The sequence below is a fragment of the Methylobacterium sp. WL8 genome (assembly GCF_008040045.1).
In the GTDB taxonomy this organism is placed as follows: Bacteria; Pseudomonadota; Alphaproteobacteria; order Rhizobiales; family Beijerinckiaceae; genus Methylobacterium; species Methylobacterium cerastii.
This window is the reverse complement of record NZ_VRVF01000024.1, coordinates 46,685-66,242: the sequence shown is the minus strand read 5'-3', so window position 1 is coordinate 66,242 and position 19,558 is coordinate 46,685. Positions and strand designations below refer to the sequence as shown.

General features: G+C 70.6%; 1 protein-coding gene and 2 pseudogenes (1 of these 3 only partly in view). All 3 read right to left on the bottom strand.

The genetic code is table 11. From position 1 onward, the window contains the following. Positions 1–141 (bottom strand): annotated as a pseudogene (locus FV234_RS11100) (IS256 family transposase); the annotation flags it as partial. Between the two features lie 100 nt (positions 142–241). Next, a pseudogene (locus FV234_RS11095) lies at positions 242–1,439 on the bottom strand (ISL3 family transposase); the annotation flags it as partial. A gap of 174 nt (positions 1,440–1,613) precedes the next feature. Continuing rightward, positions 1,614–19,558: the final stretch of a GLUG domain-containing protein gene (locus tag FV234_RS26175; RefSeq protein WP_187273648.1), read on the bottom strand. The gene runs 25,966 nt beyond the window's last position; the window shows 17,945 of its 43,911 coding nt (coding positions 25,967–43,911); its start codon lies beyond the right edge, outside the window — the gene reads right to left on this strand; its stop codon occupies positions 1,614–1,616.

Here is a 19,558-nt window from a genome sequence, read left to right as displayed (position 1 = left end):
CTCGCCGTGGGCCGCGCCGGTCAGGCCGCCCACCTCCAGCTCCATCAGTCGCTCGGCTGCAAAACCGATCATCTCACGCAGCAGATCGGCGTCGGCACTCTTCTCCATCAGCCCGCGCAGGGCCATGATCTCGTCGGTCATCGGGGGTCTCTCGGGTTCGGGGTTGGTCGTCGCAACCCGACCCTACCCGGCAACCGCCGATGACCACCCCTCAGCTACACCACCGCCTGGGACACGACCGGATGGTCGTTCCGGCCGAGCCTGCGCGCCGCTCGGATAACCAGCGACGCACCTGCTTCGCGGTGCCGGCAAATCCGACACCCTGAAGTTCGCGCCAGAGTTGCGTCGCGTTCTCGCACCCCTCATCCAGGCGGACATGCAGATGCCCGAGATAAGGATCGAGCATGCTCGGCTTCGGCTCGCGCATGCCGTTCCGGGGGACGCTCGCGGCGAAGGCGTACTTGCGCACCGTGGCTCGGGCCAGGCCGGTCTCGCGATTGATGCGCCGAAGCGACTGTCCCTCCGCATGGCGGCGACGCACGTCATCGTAGGCCGCTTCCCATCGGCTACGGGCAGCAGCTCGCGCGAGCATCTCGGACGGTGCGCGTGGGAAAGCCGTGACGCGCCGGATCGAGGGCGACGACGGGGCCACGGCCGGCAACAGCTTCAGACGCGGATGGACGCGGGCGAGCCAGCGCTCGACCATCTGCCGGGTCTTGAGCAGGAGATGCCATCGGTCTGCGACCTGAACGGCATCGGGCGCACCCATGGTGGTCCCACGTGCATATTCGGTCGAGCGATCCCGTGCCACGACCTGGATCTGCGGGTCTCGCCGGAGCCGAGCCGCCGGCGTCGCGGCCGAACGATCCGGCAGCAGGTCGATGGGACGGCGGCGTTCGAGGTCGACCAGGATGGTGCCATAGGTTCGCCCCTTGCGCAGGGCCCCATCGTCGACACCGACGATGATCGGTTTGGATCGGGTCGGCAGCGGCCATTTGCGGATGTCACGCAGCAGTGTCGTGGCACGGGTCGGCATCGCCAGGTGCGGCAGCAGCCTTGGCCAGGTGCGGCAGCAGCCTTGCGGCGGGCGTGGCACCGAGCGCCAGCGCGGTCCGAACCTGGGCCTCGGCCAGCCGGCGGGTCCTCTGAGCGTAGCGGTCGAGAAGGCGGGGCAGACGCTCGGCGAAGGTCCGACGCGCGCAAGCAGGATCGTGGCAGTAGAAGCACCGGATCGTCAGGGTCGGACGCACCTCCCGACCGCTCGTCGGTAGGTCGGCGGGACGCCGGTGATAGCGACTATGCACTGACCGGCTGACCGTACGACAACCTGGGCAACGGGCATGATCGCGCTTCGCTTGAGCGGTACTGCGAAGGGCCGTGCTCTCCGCACGCGTCACGTGGAGAACGCGACAACCGGGGATGTAACAGAGAAGGGTCATGCCCTGATCTGAGAATCCCTGCCCGGTTTAGCCAGGAGCTGCCTCCCAGCACCCCCAAGCCGACCCAATCCACCAAACTTGGCGAAGAGCCACTTCAATGGGGGCAGGCCAGTTCTTACGACGCGCGGCCCTCGCGACGACAGTCGCGGGAGCCGCTGTAGTCGAGCGCCGTCCTCACATGAAGAATACTGGGTTCTCCTTGCCTGCCTCGACGATGCTTTGGCTAGCCTCGTCGAACAGATAGGTCGTGTAGGTCGGCGACTTCGCCTTCAGTTGATCGGGCGAGACCTTGAGCACAATGCTGGTGTCACCAATCGCCCGGATTATGTCTGCAGCGCTGTAGGGCGCATGGGACACGGCCTGGATCGGCGTACCGGCGGCGGCCTGAGCCGCGCGAAGGTTCGCCTCCGGGGCGCCGGCATTGGGTAAGGTGACGCCCGCGTCGAAGGACCAGTATGCGACCCCTTTTCGCACGGTCAGGAACTGGTAGCCGCTGCCGTTGGCGATCTCGTCCTGTCCTGAGACGTAGGACGGTGTCGTACCTGACATCATGGCGCCGACCTGCTGGGCCAGCCACGGCGTTGTGGCCAGAAGGCCGTGGTACCAGGCCAGAACCGCCTTCTTGCCGGGATGCGGGTCGTTGAGGAACGGGTACACGATTTGCCCGCCCCACGACGCGCCGCCCTGCCAGGGGGTCGTCGCCTGGATGTAGTTGTACCAGGCCAGCACCGCCTTCTTCCCCGGATGCGGGTTGTTGGCGAAGGGGTAGTTGTAGCCCCAGGGGAAGAGCCCGCCGACACCCGTCTGCGTCCCGAAGTGGAAGCTGCCGTACGGGTAGAGGCCGTAGGCCGTGCCCGGGGCCGGGGTGTTCCAGTAGGTGGCGTTGTACTGCGCCAGCATGGCGGTGGTGTACTTGCCGAACACCGCCGAGCCGTTGGCGAAGTTCAGGACGTAGCTCGGGGAGCCGGCACCGGTGAGGATGCCGACGCTGGAGCGGAACTGCCCGAGGGCGATGCCGCCGAGCGGCTGGCCGACCTCGCCGGGGGCGAGCGCGTAGAGCGCGTTCGGCCCGATCATCTGTCCGGCCGTGTCAAGCGCCGGCACCAACATCACCGTCGAGGCGAAGAGGCGGTTGGTGCCCTCGCCGCCGTCAATCACGTCGTGGTTGATCAGCACTTGGCCCGGGTCGCGGGCGAAGTACCGGCCGTCCGGTCCCCAGCCGCTCGTGGCCGCGCTGAGCAGGACGCCGGTGCCGCGGTTCGAGCCGTTCCAGGTGAACGGGCTCGTCGTTCCGGAGAACAGGCGGGCGATGACCTGGACCCGGTCGGCGATGAGGGACTCGGCGGTGGTGGCCGTGCCGTCGTTGGTGCCGTCGACGGGCAGGTGGATCATCGCGACGTCGCCGATCAGCACGTCGTTGCCGCGGCCGCCGAGGATGCGGTCGTTGCCGATGCTGAGGGAGAAGCCCTGGCCGTTGCCGAACAGGATCTCGGAGGCCGTCTTGGCGATCGCGTCGACCGGGTGATCCGCCAGGAGGTGCGCTGCGAGCCTTGCGTCCTGGTCGGCCCCGATCCCGGCCAGCACGCGGTTCACCTCCGCGGCCTGACCGTCGCCGCGTCCGTCGAGGGTCGCGTCGGTGCGGGCGACGCCCGCCTGGACGACGAAGAGGTTGTCGCCCACGACGAGGTCGTCGCCGTCGCCGGCATCGATCACGTCGTTGCCGAGCACCAGGTGGTGGCGCGCCTTGAACATGTCGGGCGTGCCGGTCACCTGGAAGGTGTTGGTCCGACCCGACACCGGCTCCATCGACGCCACCACGTACTCGCGGGCGCGGCTCACGGAGGCCGTGAGGTCGCTGATCGCGGTCCGCATGTCGCCGAGGAACCGCGCGAGCGCGGTGGCCGTGGCGAGCGACAGGTCGTCGAGGGGGCCGCCGCCGCGCACGATCGTGCGGCCGGCGTCGCCGACGATGGTGTCGTTGCCGGCGCCGCCGGTGATCGTGTCGTTGCCGAAGCGCAGGGTGTCGGCCGAGGGCTGGCCGGTGGCATTGTCGATCATGTCGAGGCCCGAGGTCAGGCTGTCGAGCATGACCAGGGCCGCCTGCATCGAGAGCGTCACGGCGTCGATCCGGCCGTTGAGGGCGGCGTAGCGGGTCACGTCCAGGGCGAAGGTCTGGCTGTCGTCGCCGTAGATCGTGTCGTTGCCGTCGCCGCCGTCGATGGTGTCGTTGCCCGGCAGCACGCCGTGCCCGCCGAAGAGGGTCGGCACGACAGAGGCGTAGACGGTGAGCGCCGTACCGTCCGTTCGCTTGATCGGCCCGGCCCCTGCCATGTCGGCGACGGTGCCCATCAGGTTCGGGTAGACTTCAATGCGCGGCGCGTTGGCGTTCATCACCTCCGGAAGGAGGTTGGCGGCCGGCACGACCACGCCGCCGCCGAGCGGCAGGTCGAGGCCGGCCTGCGCCGGGGCGCCGATGATGCGGATCGCGTTCACGATGGTCGGCTCGTCCGAGACGATGCCGGCCGTGTTCGAGGCGCGGTCGCCGAAGATGAGATCGTCGCCCGCCCCGCCGCGCAGGGTGTCGTCCCCGCGCTGACCGAAGATCACGTCGTTGCCGTCGCCGCCGTCGATGACGTCATCGTAGGCCGCAGCCAGCGAAACCGCGAGCACGGAGGTGGCATCCGCGCCGCCCGCGGTCAGGATCTTCGCACCCGAGGCGTCCCGCGCACCGGTGACGAGGAGCAGGTCGGACTTGCCCAGCGCGTTGATGGTCGTGGCGATGGTCTGGTCGACGCTGCCACGCGAGTCGGTGGCGGTGACGGAGGTCACGGTGCCGACCTCCTCGAGCACCACGTCGCGGTGCCAGGTGCCGTCGCTGTTGAGCAGCGCCGAGCCGTCGGCGCGGTAGGCGCGCACGATGCGGCCGACATCGCCGAGGATCATGTCCGCGCCGCCGCCGCCGTCGATCGTGTCGCGGCCCAGGCCGCCCACGATCTCGTCCGCGCCGTCGCCGCCGGAGATGCGGTCGTCGCCGCTCTGGCCGAACAGGCGGTCGTCGCCGGCATCGCCCGAGATCACGTCGTTGCCGGCCACGCCGTCGATCAGATCGAACGGCATCACCTCGCGCAGGACCGTGTCGCCGAACGGCGCCGGGTTCATCTCCCAGGCGATCGCCTTCACGTCGTCGACGAGGACGTGGCGGGTGATCAGGCCGTTGTCGCCGAGGATCACGTCGGCGCCGTTGCCACCGGAGATGACGTCGTCGCCGTCGACCGCGCCGATCACGTTGCTGCCGCCGACGATGTCGTCGTCGCCGTCCTCGCCGAACAGGCGGTCGTTGCCCTGCTCGCCGAAGATGAAGTCGTCGCCGGCGCCGCCGTGGATCTCGTCGTCGCCGGCGCCGTCGGTGGCCGCCGCGAAGATCGCCACGCCGCGCTGGTTGACCGGGAGCGCCGTGTCGTAGAGCGCGTGGTCGCCGAACAGGACGTCGTGGCCGTCGCCGCCGACGATGTAGTCGTCCCCGGTGCCGCCGGCGACGAAGTCGTTGCCCGCGCCCGCGTCGATGCGGTCGGCCCCGCCGGCCAGCGGGTCGGTGGACTGGAGCCGGCGCAGGGTGCGCAGGCCGCCGAGGGAGACGAAGTCCGCAGCGCCGTTGTCGCCGAGGATGAAGTCGGCACCGCTGCCGGTGGCAATGGTGTCGGCTCCGACGCCGCCGAGGACGACGTTGTCGCCGTCGCCGGCCGTGATGGTGTCGTCGCCGCCGACGGTCGGGTCGATGGTGGCGACGCCGACGAGCAGGCCGGTGGAGAGGACAGCCGCGCCCGCATCGCCGAGGATCACGTCCGCGCCCGAGCCGGTGACGATGGCATCGTTGCCCGCGCCGCCGAAGACGAGGTTGTCCCCGTCGCCGGCCCGGATCTGGTCGCCGGCGCCGAAGGCGGTGTCGATCGTGGTCACGGCGGTCAGCAGGCCTTTCGACAGGTCGATCCGGCCGCTGTCGCCAAGGACCACGTCCGAGCCCGCGCCTGTGGTGATCGTGTCGGCACCGAAGCCGCCGAGCACGATGTTGTCGCCGTTGCCCGCGTCGATCGTGTCGTTCCCGCCGATCCCGGTATCCGTCGAGAGGATCTGGGCGAGGCGCCCGGCCGCATCGAAGGTGACCTGGCCCGCGTCGCCCAGGACCACGTCGCCGCCGGAGCCCGTGGCGATGGTGTCGCCGGCCGCGCCGCCGAGGACGACGTTGCTGCCGTCGCCCGCCGTGATCCGGTCCGCGTCGCCTGTGGCGGCGTCGAGGGTCGTCACGGTCGCCAGCACGCCGGCCAGGAGGTCGATTCGGCCGCTGTCGCCGAGGACCACGTCCGAGCCGGTCCCGGTGGTGATGGCGTCCGAGCCGAAGCCGCCGACGACGATATTGTCGCCGTTGCCGGCGTCGATCGTGTCGTTGCCGCCGATGCCCGTGTCTGTCGAGAGGACCTGCACCGAGCGGCCGGCCGCGTCGAAGGAGACCTGGCCGACGTCGCCCAGGACCACGTCGCGGCCGGAGCCCGCCGTGACCTTGTCCGCGTCCGCGCCGCCGATCACGAGGTTGTCGCCGTCGCCGGCCTGGATCGTGTCGGCGCCGCCGATTGCGGCCGCGAGGCTGCGTACCAGCACCGGGACGTAGGCGCTGAGCGTCACCGCGCCGGAATCGCCCAGGATCACGTCGGAGCCGGAGCCCGTGGCGATCCGGTCGCCGCCGGCACCGCCGAGGACGACGCTTCCGCCGTCGCCGGCCGAGATCACGTCGCCGGCGCCGACGTCGAACACCGTGGAGGTGATCTCCTGAGCCCGGGCCTTGTCGTCGAAGGCCACGGTGCCGTTGTCGCCGAGGACGACCGAGCGGCCGTCGCCGACGGTGAGCGTGTCGGAGCCCGACCCGCCGAGCACCACCGCGTTGCCGCGGCCGAGGGTGACGGAGTCGTCGCCGGAGACGATCTCGTCGGTGGTCGCCGCGAAGGACGGACGGCCCGCCACGAAGCGCACGAAGCCGGCATCGCCGATGACGAGCCCGTCGCCGTCGAGGGCGCGGATCGTGTCGGAGCCCGCGCCGCCGATCACCACCTTGCTGCCGTTGCCGAGGGTGACCGCGTCCGCGTCGCCGATGGCGGCGTCGAGGCTGCGCGCCAGGGTGACGACGCCGGCGGCGTACTCGATGCGGCCGCTGTCGCCGAGGACGAGCGCGCGCCCGTCGCCGGTGCCGATCGTGTCGGAGCCGAAGCCGCCCAGGACCGTGTCGGCCCCGTCGCCGGCCATGATCGTGTCGGCCCCGCCGAGGCCCGTATCGGTGGAGAGGACGAGGCTCAGCAGGCCGGCGGCATCGTAGGTCACGGAGCCGAAGTCGCCGAGGATCACGTCCGCGCCGGAGCCGGTGGTGATGGTGTCGGCCCCGGTCCCGCCGAGGGCGAGGTTGTCGCCGCCGCCGAGGTTCAGGCTGTCGGCATCGCCGGTCTCGACGTCCGTGGTGCGCACCAGGGCGCGCGTCCCGTCGGCGCGGAAGGTGATCGCACCGTTGTCGCCGAGGGCGACGCCGGCGCCGGCACCGGCGGTGATCGTGTCGCGGCCCGCGCCGCCGATGATCACGTTGGCGCCGTCGCCGGCCGCGATCGCGTCGTCGTCGCCGAGGGTCGGATCGGTGGAGGTGGCCTGCAGGATGCGGCCGCCGGCGAAGGTGAGCTCGCCCTGGTCGCCGAGGATCACGTCGTTGCCGAGGCCGGTGGTGATCTGGTCGCGGCCGTAGCCGCCGACCACGACGTTGTCGCCGTCGCCCGCCTTGACCGTGTCGTTGCCGCCGACCCGCGGATCGAGGGTGACGAGGGTCGCGATCACGCCGCCCTCGAAGGTGACGATGCCGTCGTCGCCGAGGATGATGTCGGAGCCCGAGCCGGTGGTGACGGAATCCCGGTCGACGCCGGCGATGACGACGTTGCCGCCGTTGCCCGCCACGATGACGTCCTGGCCGCCGTAGGTCGGATCGGTGCTGCTCACCTCGGAGCGCACGCCGCGCACGAACTTGGCGTAACCGTTGTCGCCGAGGACGATGTCGCGGCCGGTGCCGAGGGTGACGGTGTCGTTGCCGCCGCCGGCGATGACGACCTTGTCGCCGTCGCCCGCCGTGATCGTGTCGGTGCCGCCGACCATCGGGTCAAGGCTCGTCACGAGGGCGAGCACGCCGCCGGTGAAGCTCACGGCGCCGTCGTCGCCGAGGACGACGTCGCTGCCGAGGCCGGTGGCGATGCTGTCGTCGCCCACGCCGCCGATGACGATGTTGTCGCCGTCGCCCGCCTTGATCGTGTCGTTGCCGCCCGCGCTCGGGTCGGTGCTGGCGAACTGCACGCGCGCACCGTTGGTGAAGGTCGCGAACCCGTTGTCGCCGATGACGACGTCGTTGCCTGCGCCCGCGGTGATGGTGTCGTTGCCGAAGCCGCCGATGACGAGGTTGTCGCCGCCGCCGACGTCGATGGCGTCGTCGGCGCCAAAGGTCGGATCGAAGCTCTCGGCGCGGATCACGCGGCCGAGGGCGTCGAAGGTCAGCCGGCCGTCGTCGCCGATGACGAGGTCCGCGTCGGCGTCGAGCTTGCCCGCGTCGATCACGTCGCCGCCCAGGCCGCCGATCACGATGTCGGCGCCCGCGCCGGTGACGATGCGGTCGGCCGCGCCGCCGTCGCGGTCGCTTACCACCTCGGCGATGATGCCTGCGACGTAGCTCACCGTGCCGTTGTCGCCGAGCACGATGTCGGCGCCCGCGCCGGTGGCGATCGTGTCGGAGCCCGCGCCGCCGATGACGAGGTTGTCGCCCGCGCCCGCATCGATCAGGTCGTCGGTGCCCAGGGTCGGGTCGGTGCTGGCGAACTGCGAGCGGATGCCGTTGACGAAGGTCGCAATGCCGTTGTCGCCGAGCACCACGTCGCTGCCGGAGCCGGCGGTGATCGTGTCGCTGCCGAAGCCGCCGATGACGATGTTGTCGCCGTCGCCCGCCTTGATGGTGTCGTTGCCGCCCGCGCTCGGGTCGGTGCTGGCGAACTGTACGCGCACGCCGCCAACGAAGGAGGCGTAGCCGTTGTCGCCGACCACCACGTCGTTGCCCGCGCCCGCGGTCACGGTGTCGTTGCCGATGCCGGCGATCACGACGTTGTCGCCGCCGCCGACGTCGATCTGGTCGTCGCCGCCCAAGGTCGGGTCGAGGCTCTCGGCGCGGGTCACGCGGCCGAGGGCGTCGAAAGTCAGCCGGCCGTCGTCGCCGATGACGAGGTCCGCGTCGGCGTCGAGCTTGCCCGCGTCGATCACGTCGCCGCCGAGGCCGCCGATCACGATGTCTGCGCCGGCACCGGTGACGATGCGGTCCGCCGACCCGCCGTTGCGGTCGCTCGTCACCTCGGCGATCACGCCGGCGACGAAATCGACCGTGCCGTTGTCGCCGAGCACGATGTCGGCGCCGGCACCGGTGGTGATCGTGTCGGAACCCGCGCCGCCGAGGACGAGGTTGTCGCCCGCGCCGGCGTCGATGGTGTCGTTGCCGCCCGCGAACGGATCGGTGCTGGCGAACTGTACGCGCACGCCGGCCACGAAGCTGGCGTAGCCGTTGTCGCCGACCACCACGTCGTTGCCCGCGCCCGCGGTCACGGTGTCGTTGCCGATGCCGGCGATCACGACGTTGTCGCCGCCGCCGACGTCGATCTGGTCGTCGCCGCCCAAGGTCGGGTCGAGGCTCTCGGCGCGGGTCACGCGGCCGAGGGCGTCGAAGGTCAGGTGGCCGTCGTCGCCGATGACGAGGTCCGCGTCGGCGTCGAGCTTGCCCGCGTCGATCACGTCGCCGCCCAGGCCGCCGATCACGATGTCTGCGCCGGCACCGGTGACGATGCGGTCCGCCGCGCCGCCGTCGCGGTCGCTCACCACCTCGGCGATGATGCCTGCGACGTAGCTCACCGTACCGTTGTCGCCGAGCACGATGTCGGCGCCCGCGCCGGTGGTGATCGTGTCGGAGCCCGCGCCGCCGAGGACGAGGTTGTCGCCCGCGCCGGCGTCGATGGTGTCGTTGCCGCCCGCGAACGGATCGGTGCTGGCGAACTGTACGCGCACGCCGCCAACGAAGGTCGCGTAGCCATTGTCGCCGACCACCACGTCGTTCCCGGCGCCCGCGGTCACGGTGTCGTTGCCGATGCCGGCGATCACCACGTTGTCGCCGCCGCCGACCTCGATCTGGTCGTCGCCGCCCAAGGTCGGGTCGAGGCTCTCGGCGCGGGTCACGCGGCCGAGGGCGTCGAAGGTCAGGTGGCCGTCGTCGCCGATGACGAGGTCCGCGTCGGCGTCGAGCTTGCCCGCGTCGATCACGTCGCCGCCGAGGCCGCCGACGACGATGTCGGCGCCCGCGCCCGTCTTGATGCGGTCCATGGCGCCGCCGTCGCGGCGGCTGGTCGCCTCCGCGATGACCCGATCGACGAAGTCGACCGAGCCGTTGTCGCCGAACACCACGTCGGCGCCGGTGCCGGTGGTGATCGTGTCGGAGCCGGAGCCGCCGAGGACCACGTTGTCGCCGTCGCCGGCGGTGATCGTATCGTTGCCCGCGATGCTGGAATCGCCGGTCTCGACATGCACCAGCAAGCCGTAGGCGAAGAGGGCCACGCCCTCGTCGCCGAGGATCACGTCGGCATCCTTGCCGGTGGCGATGGTGTCGCCGCCAACGCCGCCGATCACGACGTTGAGGCCGTCGCCCGCGTCGATCGTGTCCGCCGCGCCGAAGACGGATTCCAGGCTGCGTGCCTCGACGAGGATGCCGTCCTGGAAGCGCACGAAGCCGTTGTCGCCGATGACGACGTCGGCGCCCGAGCCTGTGGTCACGGTATCCGAGCCGACGCCGCCGATGACGACGCTGCCGCCGTCGCCGAGGGTGACGCCGTCGTCGCCGCCGGAGGTCGGCGCGGTGGTCCCCGCTGTCTGGATACGGCCGAGGGCGTCGAACTGCACCCGACCGTTGTCGCCCAGCACCACGCTGCGGCCGTTGCCAGCCTGGATCGTGTCGGCGCCGGTGCCGCCCAGGATCACGCTGCCGCCGTCGCCCACGGTGATGTGGTCGTTTCCGCCGACGTTGTCGTAGGTGGTCTCGACCAGGATCGGCAAGCCGCCCGCCGTGAGGGTGGCCTGGCCGTCGTCGCCGAGGATCACGTCGGCGCCGTCGCCGGCCTTGATCGTGTCGGCGCCCGCGCCGCCGATCACGACGTTGCGCCCGTCGCCGAGGGTGATCGTGTCGGCGTCGCCGACCTCGGGGGCGATGGTGGCGACCGCGACGACGTTGCCGCCGACGAAGTCCGCCTGCCCGCCGTCGCCGAGCACGACGTTGTTGCCGTCCCCGAGGGTGATCGCATCGCGGCCGGCGCCGCCGATGACGACGTTGTTGCCGACGCCCGCGGAAATCTTGTCGTCCCCGCCGATCTCTGGCGACTCGGTCACGGCACGCAGGATGGTGCCGTCGGCCTCGAAGGTGACGAGGCCGTTGTCGCCGAGGATCACGGCGCCCGCGTCCGCGCCGGTGATGCCGTCGCCGCCGGCGCCGCCGAGGACGACGTTGCTGCCGGTGCCGAACGTGATGATGTCGGCGTCGCCGATCGACGGCGCCAGGCTCTCGACCCGCGAGCGGACGGCGATCGCCTTGCCGGTGGTGGTCACGACGAAGTCGGCCTGGCCACTGTCGCCGAGGATGACGTGGTCGCCAGCGCCGGTGGTGATCGCATCCTTGCCGGCGCCGCCGATGATGACGTCGTTGCCGTCCGAGGCGGTGATGGTGTCGGCACCGCCGATATCGAAGTCGATAGACTCCACGTGCTGCGCGAGGCCGCGGGCGAACGTCGCCTTGCCGCTGTCGCCCAGGATGACGTGGTTGCCCTTGCCGGCCTTGATCGTGTCGGCATCCGCGCCGCCGATGACGGTGACGTCGCCGTCGGAGGCCGTGATCGTGTCGCGGCCGCCGACATCGGTGGCGATGGAGGTCACGGTGGCGATCAGCCCGTCGGCGTAGGTCGCCGAGCCGCTGTCGCCGAGCACGACCTGGGTGCCGGTGCCGACGGTGATCTGGTCGCCGCCCGCGCCGCCGATGATGGTCGAGTTGCCGTCCTTGGCCGTGATGACGTCGCCGTCGCCGACGGAGGGATCGATCGCGGTGATGCTCGACAGGAGGCCGGCCTGGAACACGGCCGAGCCGCTGTCGCCGAGGATGACGTGGTTGCCCGTGCCGACCGTGATCGTGTCGGAGCCCGCGCCGCCGAGGATGGTGGCATCGCCGTCCTGGGCCGTGATGCTGTCGTCGCCGCCGATGCCGGTGGCGACCGAGGTCACGGTGGCGATGAGGCCGTTCGCAAAGGTCACCGAGCCGCTGTCGCCGAGCACGACCTGGCGGCCGGTGCCGAGGGTGATCGTGTCGGAGCAAGCGCCGCCCAGGATGGTGGTGTTGCCGTTCTTGGCGTTGATGGTGTCGTCGTCGCCGATCGAGGGGTCGATCGACGCGATGCTGGCGAGCACGCCGGAGACGAACAGGGCTGTGCCGCTGTCGCCCAGGATGACGTGGTTGCCCGTGCCGACGGTGATCGAGTCCTTGCCGGCGCCGCCGATGATGGTGGCGTCGCCGTCGTCGGCCTTGATCACGTCCGCGCCGCCGATGCCGGTGGCGATCGAGATCACGGTGGCGATGAGGCCGTCGACGAAGGTCGCCGAGCCGCTGTCGCCGAGCACGACCTGCGTGCCGGCGCCCACGGTGATCCGGTCGGACCCCGCGCCGCCGATGATGGTCGAGTTGCCGTCCTTGGCGATGATGACGTCGTCGCCGCCGGTCGCCGCCTCGCCGTCCTTGGTCTTGATCGTCGAGAGCACGCGGCCGCCGGCGAGCACGCCGAAGGTCGCCTCGCCGGTGTCGCCCAGGATGACCTGCGCGCCCTGGCCCACCGAGATGGAATCCGAGCCCGCGCCGCCGATGATGGTCGAGTTGCCGTCCTGCGCCTCGATGTGGTCGTCGCCGCCGATGGCGCCGCTGACGCTGGTGACGCTCACGAGCAGGCCGTTGGCGAAGGTCGCGTCCCCGGAGTCTCCGAAGATCACGTGGTTGCCGGCGCCGACGATGATGCGGTCGTCGCCGGCGCCGCCGACGATGACGTTGTCGCCCGTGGTGGCGGTGATGCTGTCGTCGCCGCCTTCGCCCGTGTTGGTGGACACGGTGCGGGTGACCGCGTGCGTGCCTTCGAGGAAGATCTGCGGCGTGGCGAGGCCGTCCTGGTAGACCTGGCCGTGGTCGCCGAAGACCACGTTGGCGCCGGCGCCCGCGTCGATCGTGTCGGCGCCGGCCTTGCCGGTGTCGTCGATGGTGAGGACGCGGGTGGCGACGTTCAGGTTGAACGCGGAGTCGCCGAGGATCACGTCCGCCGCGGGGCCGCCGACGATGGTGTCGTTGCCCGAGCCGCCCGCGATGAGGTTGCGGCCTTGGCCGCCGGTCAGCCGGTCGTTGCCGGCCCCGCCGTCGATCATGACGATGCCGGTGGCGCCGGACGCGTCGATCACGTCGTCGAGGCTCACGGGCTTGCCGTCGACGCCGACGGCACCCGCCTTCCGGAACGCGTAGGCGCGGCCGGTCGGGTTCTCGGGCGTCGAGTCGTAGCGGCTGTTGTCGGCGGAGGTGTCGCCGAACAGGGCGAGGGGGCCGGTCGAGCCGGTGACGGTGAGGGTGTCGGCGCCGCCGCCGCCGTCGATCTCCGTCAGCGTCGCCGCGGCCGTGCTTTTCACCGTGAAGGTGTCGTTGCCCTGGCCGAGCAGCACCTGGACCACGCCCATCGCGTTGTAGGTGATGCCGCCGCGATAGGTCGTGGTGCTGGTGACCACGTCGTAGTCGGACATGCCGAGGCCGCCGATGTGGTCGGAGGTCAGCTCGCCGGTCACGCCGACGGTGGTCGAGTCGTTGTAGACGATGACTTGGTCGAGGTCGGGCTTGCCGCTGTCGGCGATGGCCCGCGCGACGCTCGGGTTGTTCTCGCCCGGCAGCACGACGGCCTGCTGGATGCCGCGGCTCTTCGGGCCGACGCCGCCCTCGAGGACCAGGGGGCCCTCGATGCCGCTGACGTCGTGCGGCTGGCGCGAGAAGGTCTTGAGGTCGCTCGTCGTCTTGGCGCCGTTCGGATCGCGCGCGACGATGATGTGGACCGGCGTGTCGTAGTCGTCCGGCCCGAAGGTGACGGTGGCGGGCGAGGTGCCCGTCGCGGCTTTGAAGCGCTTGTCGCTGCTCGAGGTGATGGTCTGGCCGTCGCCGGCCAGCGTCACCGTGACGGTCGCCGTCGGCTTCGTGGTCAGCACCATGTCGTAGGACGAGGTCTGGGTGTCGGTGACGTTCACGCCGCCGGCCGGCGGGCGCACGAGCACGCTCGCCGAGTTGCCGTCGATCACGGTGACGCGGACGATCGGGGTGTCGGTCATGGCGCTGTAGAAGCCGCCCGAACTCGTGACGACGTGGCTCACCTGCACGACCTGCCGGTTCTCGACCGTCGTGTTCTCCGGCGCGGCGACGAGGACCGTCTGCGCCACGTTCCAGTTGGCCGACGTGAACTCGAGGTAGGCGCGCTTCTGGTCGTCGAGAGGCAATGCGCTGCCGTCGGCGCGCGTCAGCACGATGCGGTTGCTGTCGGTGACGAGGGTGACGCGGACTTTCTCACCCGCCAGCGGCGCGTTGTTGAGGACGACCGCGTAGCTGTCCTTCTGCTGGGGCTTGCTGCCCTCGATCACGGTGGTGTCGCCGTCCGACTGGGTGATGATCAGGCCGGGCTTGTCGTCGTCGATGACGGTGACGAGGGTCGGCCGCACGGAGGTGCCGTTCACCTCGGCGTTGGTGCTGAGCACGGAGTGGCCGACCGCGACCTTCTGGTCGCCCTCGGCGGCCGTGTCCGACTTGGCGCGGACGTAGACGGTCTTGGCGGTCTCCCAGACGAAGCCGCCCTTGCCGTCCGAGACGGTGGCGAAGGTCAGGGTGAGGGCGTCGGAGTAGGTGATGCCGTCCGTCGAGACTTCGACGGTGCCGGCCTTGCCCGCAAGCGCCCGCATCTGGGACGAGGACTGCGCCGCCGAGACCGTGACGACGGCCGTGTCGGAGGCGGTCAGGCGCGTGGCGGTCGGGGAGGGCGGCGCCACCGTGTAGGTGCCGACGCGGCTGCCGTCGGCGTTCGGCACGCTGGTCGCGCCGTCCTCGCGCAGGGTCAGGCCGCCGCCGTCGCTCACCGAGCCGCCGTCGCTCGCGGAGACGGAGGCGGTGATGCCGGAGACGAACAGGCCGTCGAAGCGCTTGTCGTCGCTCTTGACGGTGTGGTTGATCACCGCCGAGTTGCCCTTGGCGTCCCGCGCCACGACCTCGCCGGAGACGTCGCCGGCGACGTTGAAGGTGTCGCTGCCGAGGCCGCCGATGAGGGTGGTCACGACGCCGGGGGCGGTCGAGAGCACGTAGAAGGTGTCGTCGCCCTCCAGGCCGTCGACCTCGACCGCCTGGACGTTGGCGAACTTCACCGAAAGCCCGGCGCCGAAGACGCCGTCGCGGGTGATCACGAAGGTGTCCGCGAACTCCGTGCCCAGCGCGACGACCTTGTTGAAGCCGGCGCCGCCGTCGATGTCGACCGGTGCGTTGACGTTGTACTCGATCTTGTCGTCGCCGGCGCCGGCGTTGACCTTGATTTTGCCGTTGTCGGCCAGGGCGAAGGCGCGGATCACGAACTCGTCGTCGCCGTCCTCGCCCTCGAGGCGCAGGTCCGCCTTGTTCGAGTAGATCTGGAAGGTGTCGTTGCCGGCGCCGCCGTAGATCACGGCGGGGATCGACACGCCCTTCGAGAGGTAGCCGCCGAAGGACAGCTGCACCGTGTCGAACGCGTCCTCCGCGAGGAGCCCGTTGGCGACGTCGCGCGGCGTCGCGAAGACCTGGCCCATCTGGAAGAAGTCGTTGCCCGCGCCGCCGTCCACCGTCATGAGGGCGGCGTTGTCGTCCATATAGAAGCGGTCGTCGCCCGCCCCGCCCTCGATCACCACGCGGCCGTTGATGCTCGCGTCGTAATTGATCCGCTCGACGGCCTTCGAGCCCGGGCTCGTGAAGGTGCCGTCCGCATCCGGGTGGACCAGCGCCACGAAGTTCTTGCGCGCCAGGAAGGTGTCGGCGCCGGTGGTGCCGAGGATCGTCAGCGTGTCGACGCCGCGGTTCCAGTCGCCCGAGTCGTGGACGTTGACGCGGTAGGTCGACGCGCCCGCGGTCTGCACGGTCACCGTGTCGGTGTCCTGGCCGCCGTCGATGTCGATCGTGTCGTTGGTGGTGCCGTTCTGCTGGCTGGTGAGGTTCGGCAACTGGTCGACGAAGATCGTGTCGGCCCCGTCCTCGCCGTAGACGAACATGTTGCCTTCGATCGCCCGCGGCGACAGGTACAGGTTGTCGTCGCCCGCGCCGAGCCGGATGTTCGTCGTTGTGGCCTTCAGGCGCTGGTTACGCAGCGAGAAGCGGTCGGCGCCGGCGAGGCTGGTCAGCGCCAGCGTCGAGGTGGCGATCGTGGTGCCGAGCAGCGTCAGGACGTTGTCGCCGCCGCCGAGGCTCAGCGAGACGTTCTGACCCTGGATCGTTGCGGATTGGACCGCGGCCCCGTTCACGAGGGCCGCGTCGACGATCGTGTCGGCACCCGCCCCGGTGGTCAGGGTGACGTCGCCAGTCGCGATCTGCTTGCCGGCGAACGCCACCGCGTTCCGGCCGTCGCCGAGCGCGATCGTGATGGTGCCGGCCGACACGTCGGCCGCGTCGGTGACCACGCCGTTGGCGAGGCGGAAGTCGGTCAGGGCATCGTCGCCTGCGCCGGTGGTGAGGGCGTAGGTGTTCGCGATCCCGTAGCGGCCGACGAGGGTCGCCGCGTTCCGGCCGTCGCCGAGGTTGATCGACAGCGACTTCGCCTGCACGTCGGCCTTCGACACGACGCCGCCCGCGACGCGCAGGTCGGTGAGGGTGTCGTCGCCCGAGCCGCCCGTGATCGTGAGGGCGTCGCTCACCTTGTAGGTGCCGGTCAGCGTCAGGGCGTTCTGGCCGGCGCCGGCATCGATCGTCATCGTCCCCGGCACGGTGTCGCTGCCGACCGTGTAGATGCCCGACAGGTCGATCGTGTCGTCGCCCGAGCCCGCCTTGACGGTCAGCGCGCTGCCGATCGTGTAGGTGCCGGCGAGCGTGATCGTGTTGTTGCCGGACCCCGCATCGACGAGCAGCGAGCCCAGGGTGTAGCAGCCCGACAGGCCGATGATGTCGTTGCCGACGCCGCTGCGGATGCTCATCGCGCCGCTGACGCCGTAGGTGCCCGACAGGGTGACGCGGTTCGTGCCGTCGCCAGCGTTGATCGTGATGCTGTCGGCCGTAAAGCCGCCCGGCAGGGTGATGATGTCGTCGCCGCTGCCCGTGGTGAGGCTGTAGGCCCCGGCCACGCGATAGGTGCCGGTGAAGTTGGCGACGTTGGCGCCGTCGCCGAGGTCGACCGAGAGGCTGCCGGCGGTGATGGTCGCCGTCGACGGGCCCTGGCCGGTCGTGCGGGAGTCGTTGAGGACGTCGATGCCGGAGCCGCCGGTGATCGTCAGGCCACGGGCGACGCCGTAGGTGCCGGTGAGGGTGATGTGGTTCCGGCCTGCGGTGTTGCGGCCGGCCGAGATCTCCAGGGAGTCGGCGGTGTAGCTGCCCTGCAGGTCGATCGTGTCGGCATCCTTGCCCGTGCGGATCGCGATCGCGCCGGAGGCGACGTAGCTGCCGTCAAGCGCGACCGCGTTCGTGCCGTCGCCGGCATCGATCGTCAGCGAGCCGAGGCCGTAGCTGCCGCCGAGGGTCACGGTGTCGTCGCCGGAGCCGGCGGACACGGTCATCACGGAGGTGTCGTAGCTGCCCGCGAGGCGGATCGTGTTCGCGCCGTCGTCGGCCTTGACCGCGATGCTGCCGCCCCGGGTGAGGGTGCCTTCCGTGATCTGGGCGGCGGTGCCGCCGCTGCTGATCGTGCGCGTGCCGGTCTTGAAGGTGCCCGACAGGTCGATCGTGTCGGCGTTCCTGCCGCCGTCGATCTCGATGGACGACCCCACGAAGGTGCCGCGCAGGGTCATGATCGAGCCGGTCGCGGTCGCGTCGGACTGGCCGTTGTCGCTGTAGTCGCCGCGCAGGACGATCGCGCCGGCGGCCTTGACGACGGCGGTGGCCACCACGGTGAAGTTGTCGCCCGCGTTCAGGATCACGCTGCCGCCCGTCGAGAAGACCGTGACGCCGGCGTTGATCGTGAAGTCGTCGCCCGTGCCGCTGGCCTCGCCCGCGGAGTGGGTGATGTCGCCCGCCGCGATCTCGTCCTGGGCGATGGTGTAGGGGCTCGACGTGCGGACGTTGATCGACCCGCCCGCCTTGAAGCCCGGCCCGGCATCGGCCGTGACGCCGCCGAGGCGCAGGCCGCCGATGTTCCACAGGTACAGGTTGCCGCTCGTGGCGTAGCCCGCGAGGCCGCCATAGGTGTCGGCGAAGGCCGAGCCGTTGTCGGCCGCCATGCGCGAGACGATCCGCTTGTCGGCGGTGCCGATGCTGTTGGCGGCGATGAGGTAGGCCTTGCCCGAGGTGAGGTTCGAGTCCGAGGCGTCCTTGTTGCTGGCGTCGTAGGTGATGAGGCCGTTGTAGATGCTGCCGACGGACGCCTTCAAGAAGGCGACGCCGGAGCGGCCCGTGCCGACGGTGCCGAGGTAGAGGTCCTGCGACGTCTCGTCGATGTAGAGGTTGCCGGTCACGGTCTGGGCGTTGACGGTGCCGGTGCCCTTGACGTGGCTGTCGATGTCGAAGTGGTCGTCCGCCGTGCCGATCGTGTTCCCGGCGACGAGGGTGATGCCGTTGGCCACGACGTTGGCGTAGGGGCTGCCCGTGGAGGCCGAGCGCAGGCCCGACTTGATGTCGCTCGGATCGACGAGGTCGCCCGCGTCGAGGATCGAGGCGGCGGCCTTGAGCACCACGTCGCCGTTGGCGGCGTAGACGCCGAGCACGTTCATGCTCGTGGCCGTCTCCTCGAGGAAGACGCCGGTGCCGCTGACGGCCCGCACGGTGCCGGAGATCGCGAACTCGATGCGGTCGTCGACCGTGCCGATGCTGTTCGCGGCTTTGAGGGAGACATCCTGGGCAACGATTTTGTTGGTGCTGGTGTGGACGCCGTCGAGGATCGAGCCGGTATCCGAGACGAGGGTGACGTCGCCGCTCTGCGAATAGGCGGATTCCAGGCGTAGGTCGCCGCTGCGCTCGGTGGCGAAGATGCTCCCGCTGGCGCGCAACGTCAGGGTGCTGGTCGTGCCCTGGAGGTTGGTGCCGATCCGCATGGCGTCCGTGCCGATGCCACCGTCGCCGCCTTCCAGCACGATGTTGCCGCCGGTGACGTTGGTGGCGGAGGCGTTCCCCCCGTTGGTCAGGCCCATCTGCGTCTTGACGCGGACCTCGTCGCCCGTCTGCGACACGACGGACTTGAGGGTCAGCGAGCCGGCCGTGTTGATGTAGATCTGCCGGTCGGCCGTCACGTCGAGGGTGCCCGAGGTCGAGACGGTGAGCGCCTTGCGGCCCTGGACGAGGACCTGCTTGACGACGTTGGCCGCGTTGTTGGGATCGGCGGCCGACTGGAACAGGATCAGGCTGCGCACGCTCTCCGCCGTCAGGATCTCCCTGACCGTGATGTCGTGCGCGGTCACCGCCGTGACCGTGTAGTAGGTCGTCGCGGCGTTCGGGTTGGCGGCGGTCGGGCCTGTGGTGGCGTTCGCGGTGGTCACGCCGAAGGTCGCGCCGATGCCGATGAGCATGCCGACTTTGAAGCCGGCGGCGTTGAAGTCCCCGCTCTCGGTGTGGAACGTGTGCTTGTCCGCCGCGACGGAGACGTCCGCGGTCACGCTCGGGCCCTGCGCGCTCGACGCCCAGTTGCCGATCGTGATGGTCTTGGCGAACTCCGCCGTGAAGGGGTTCAGGACGGCGGCGGTGCCGTTCGTCGCCTGGACCAGGATCGTGTTGCCGGAGATCGAGACGACGGTCAGCACGGTCGCCGATTCCCCCGTCGCATTGG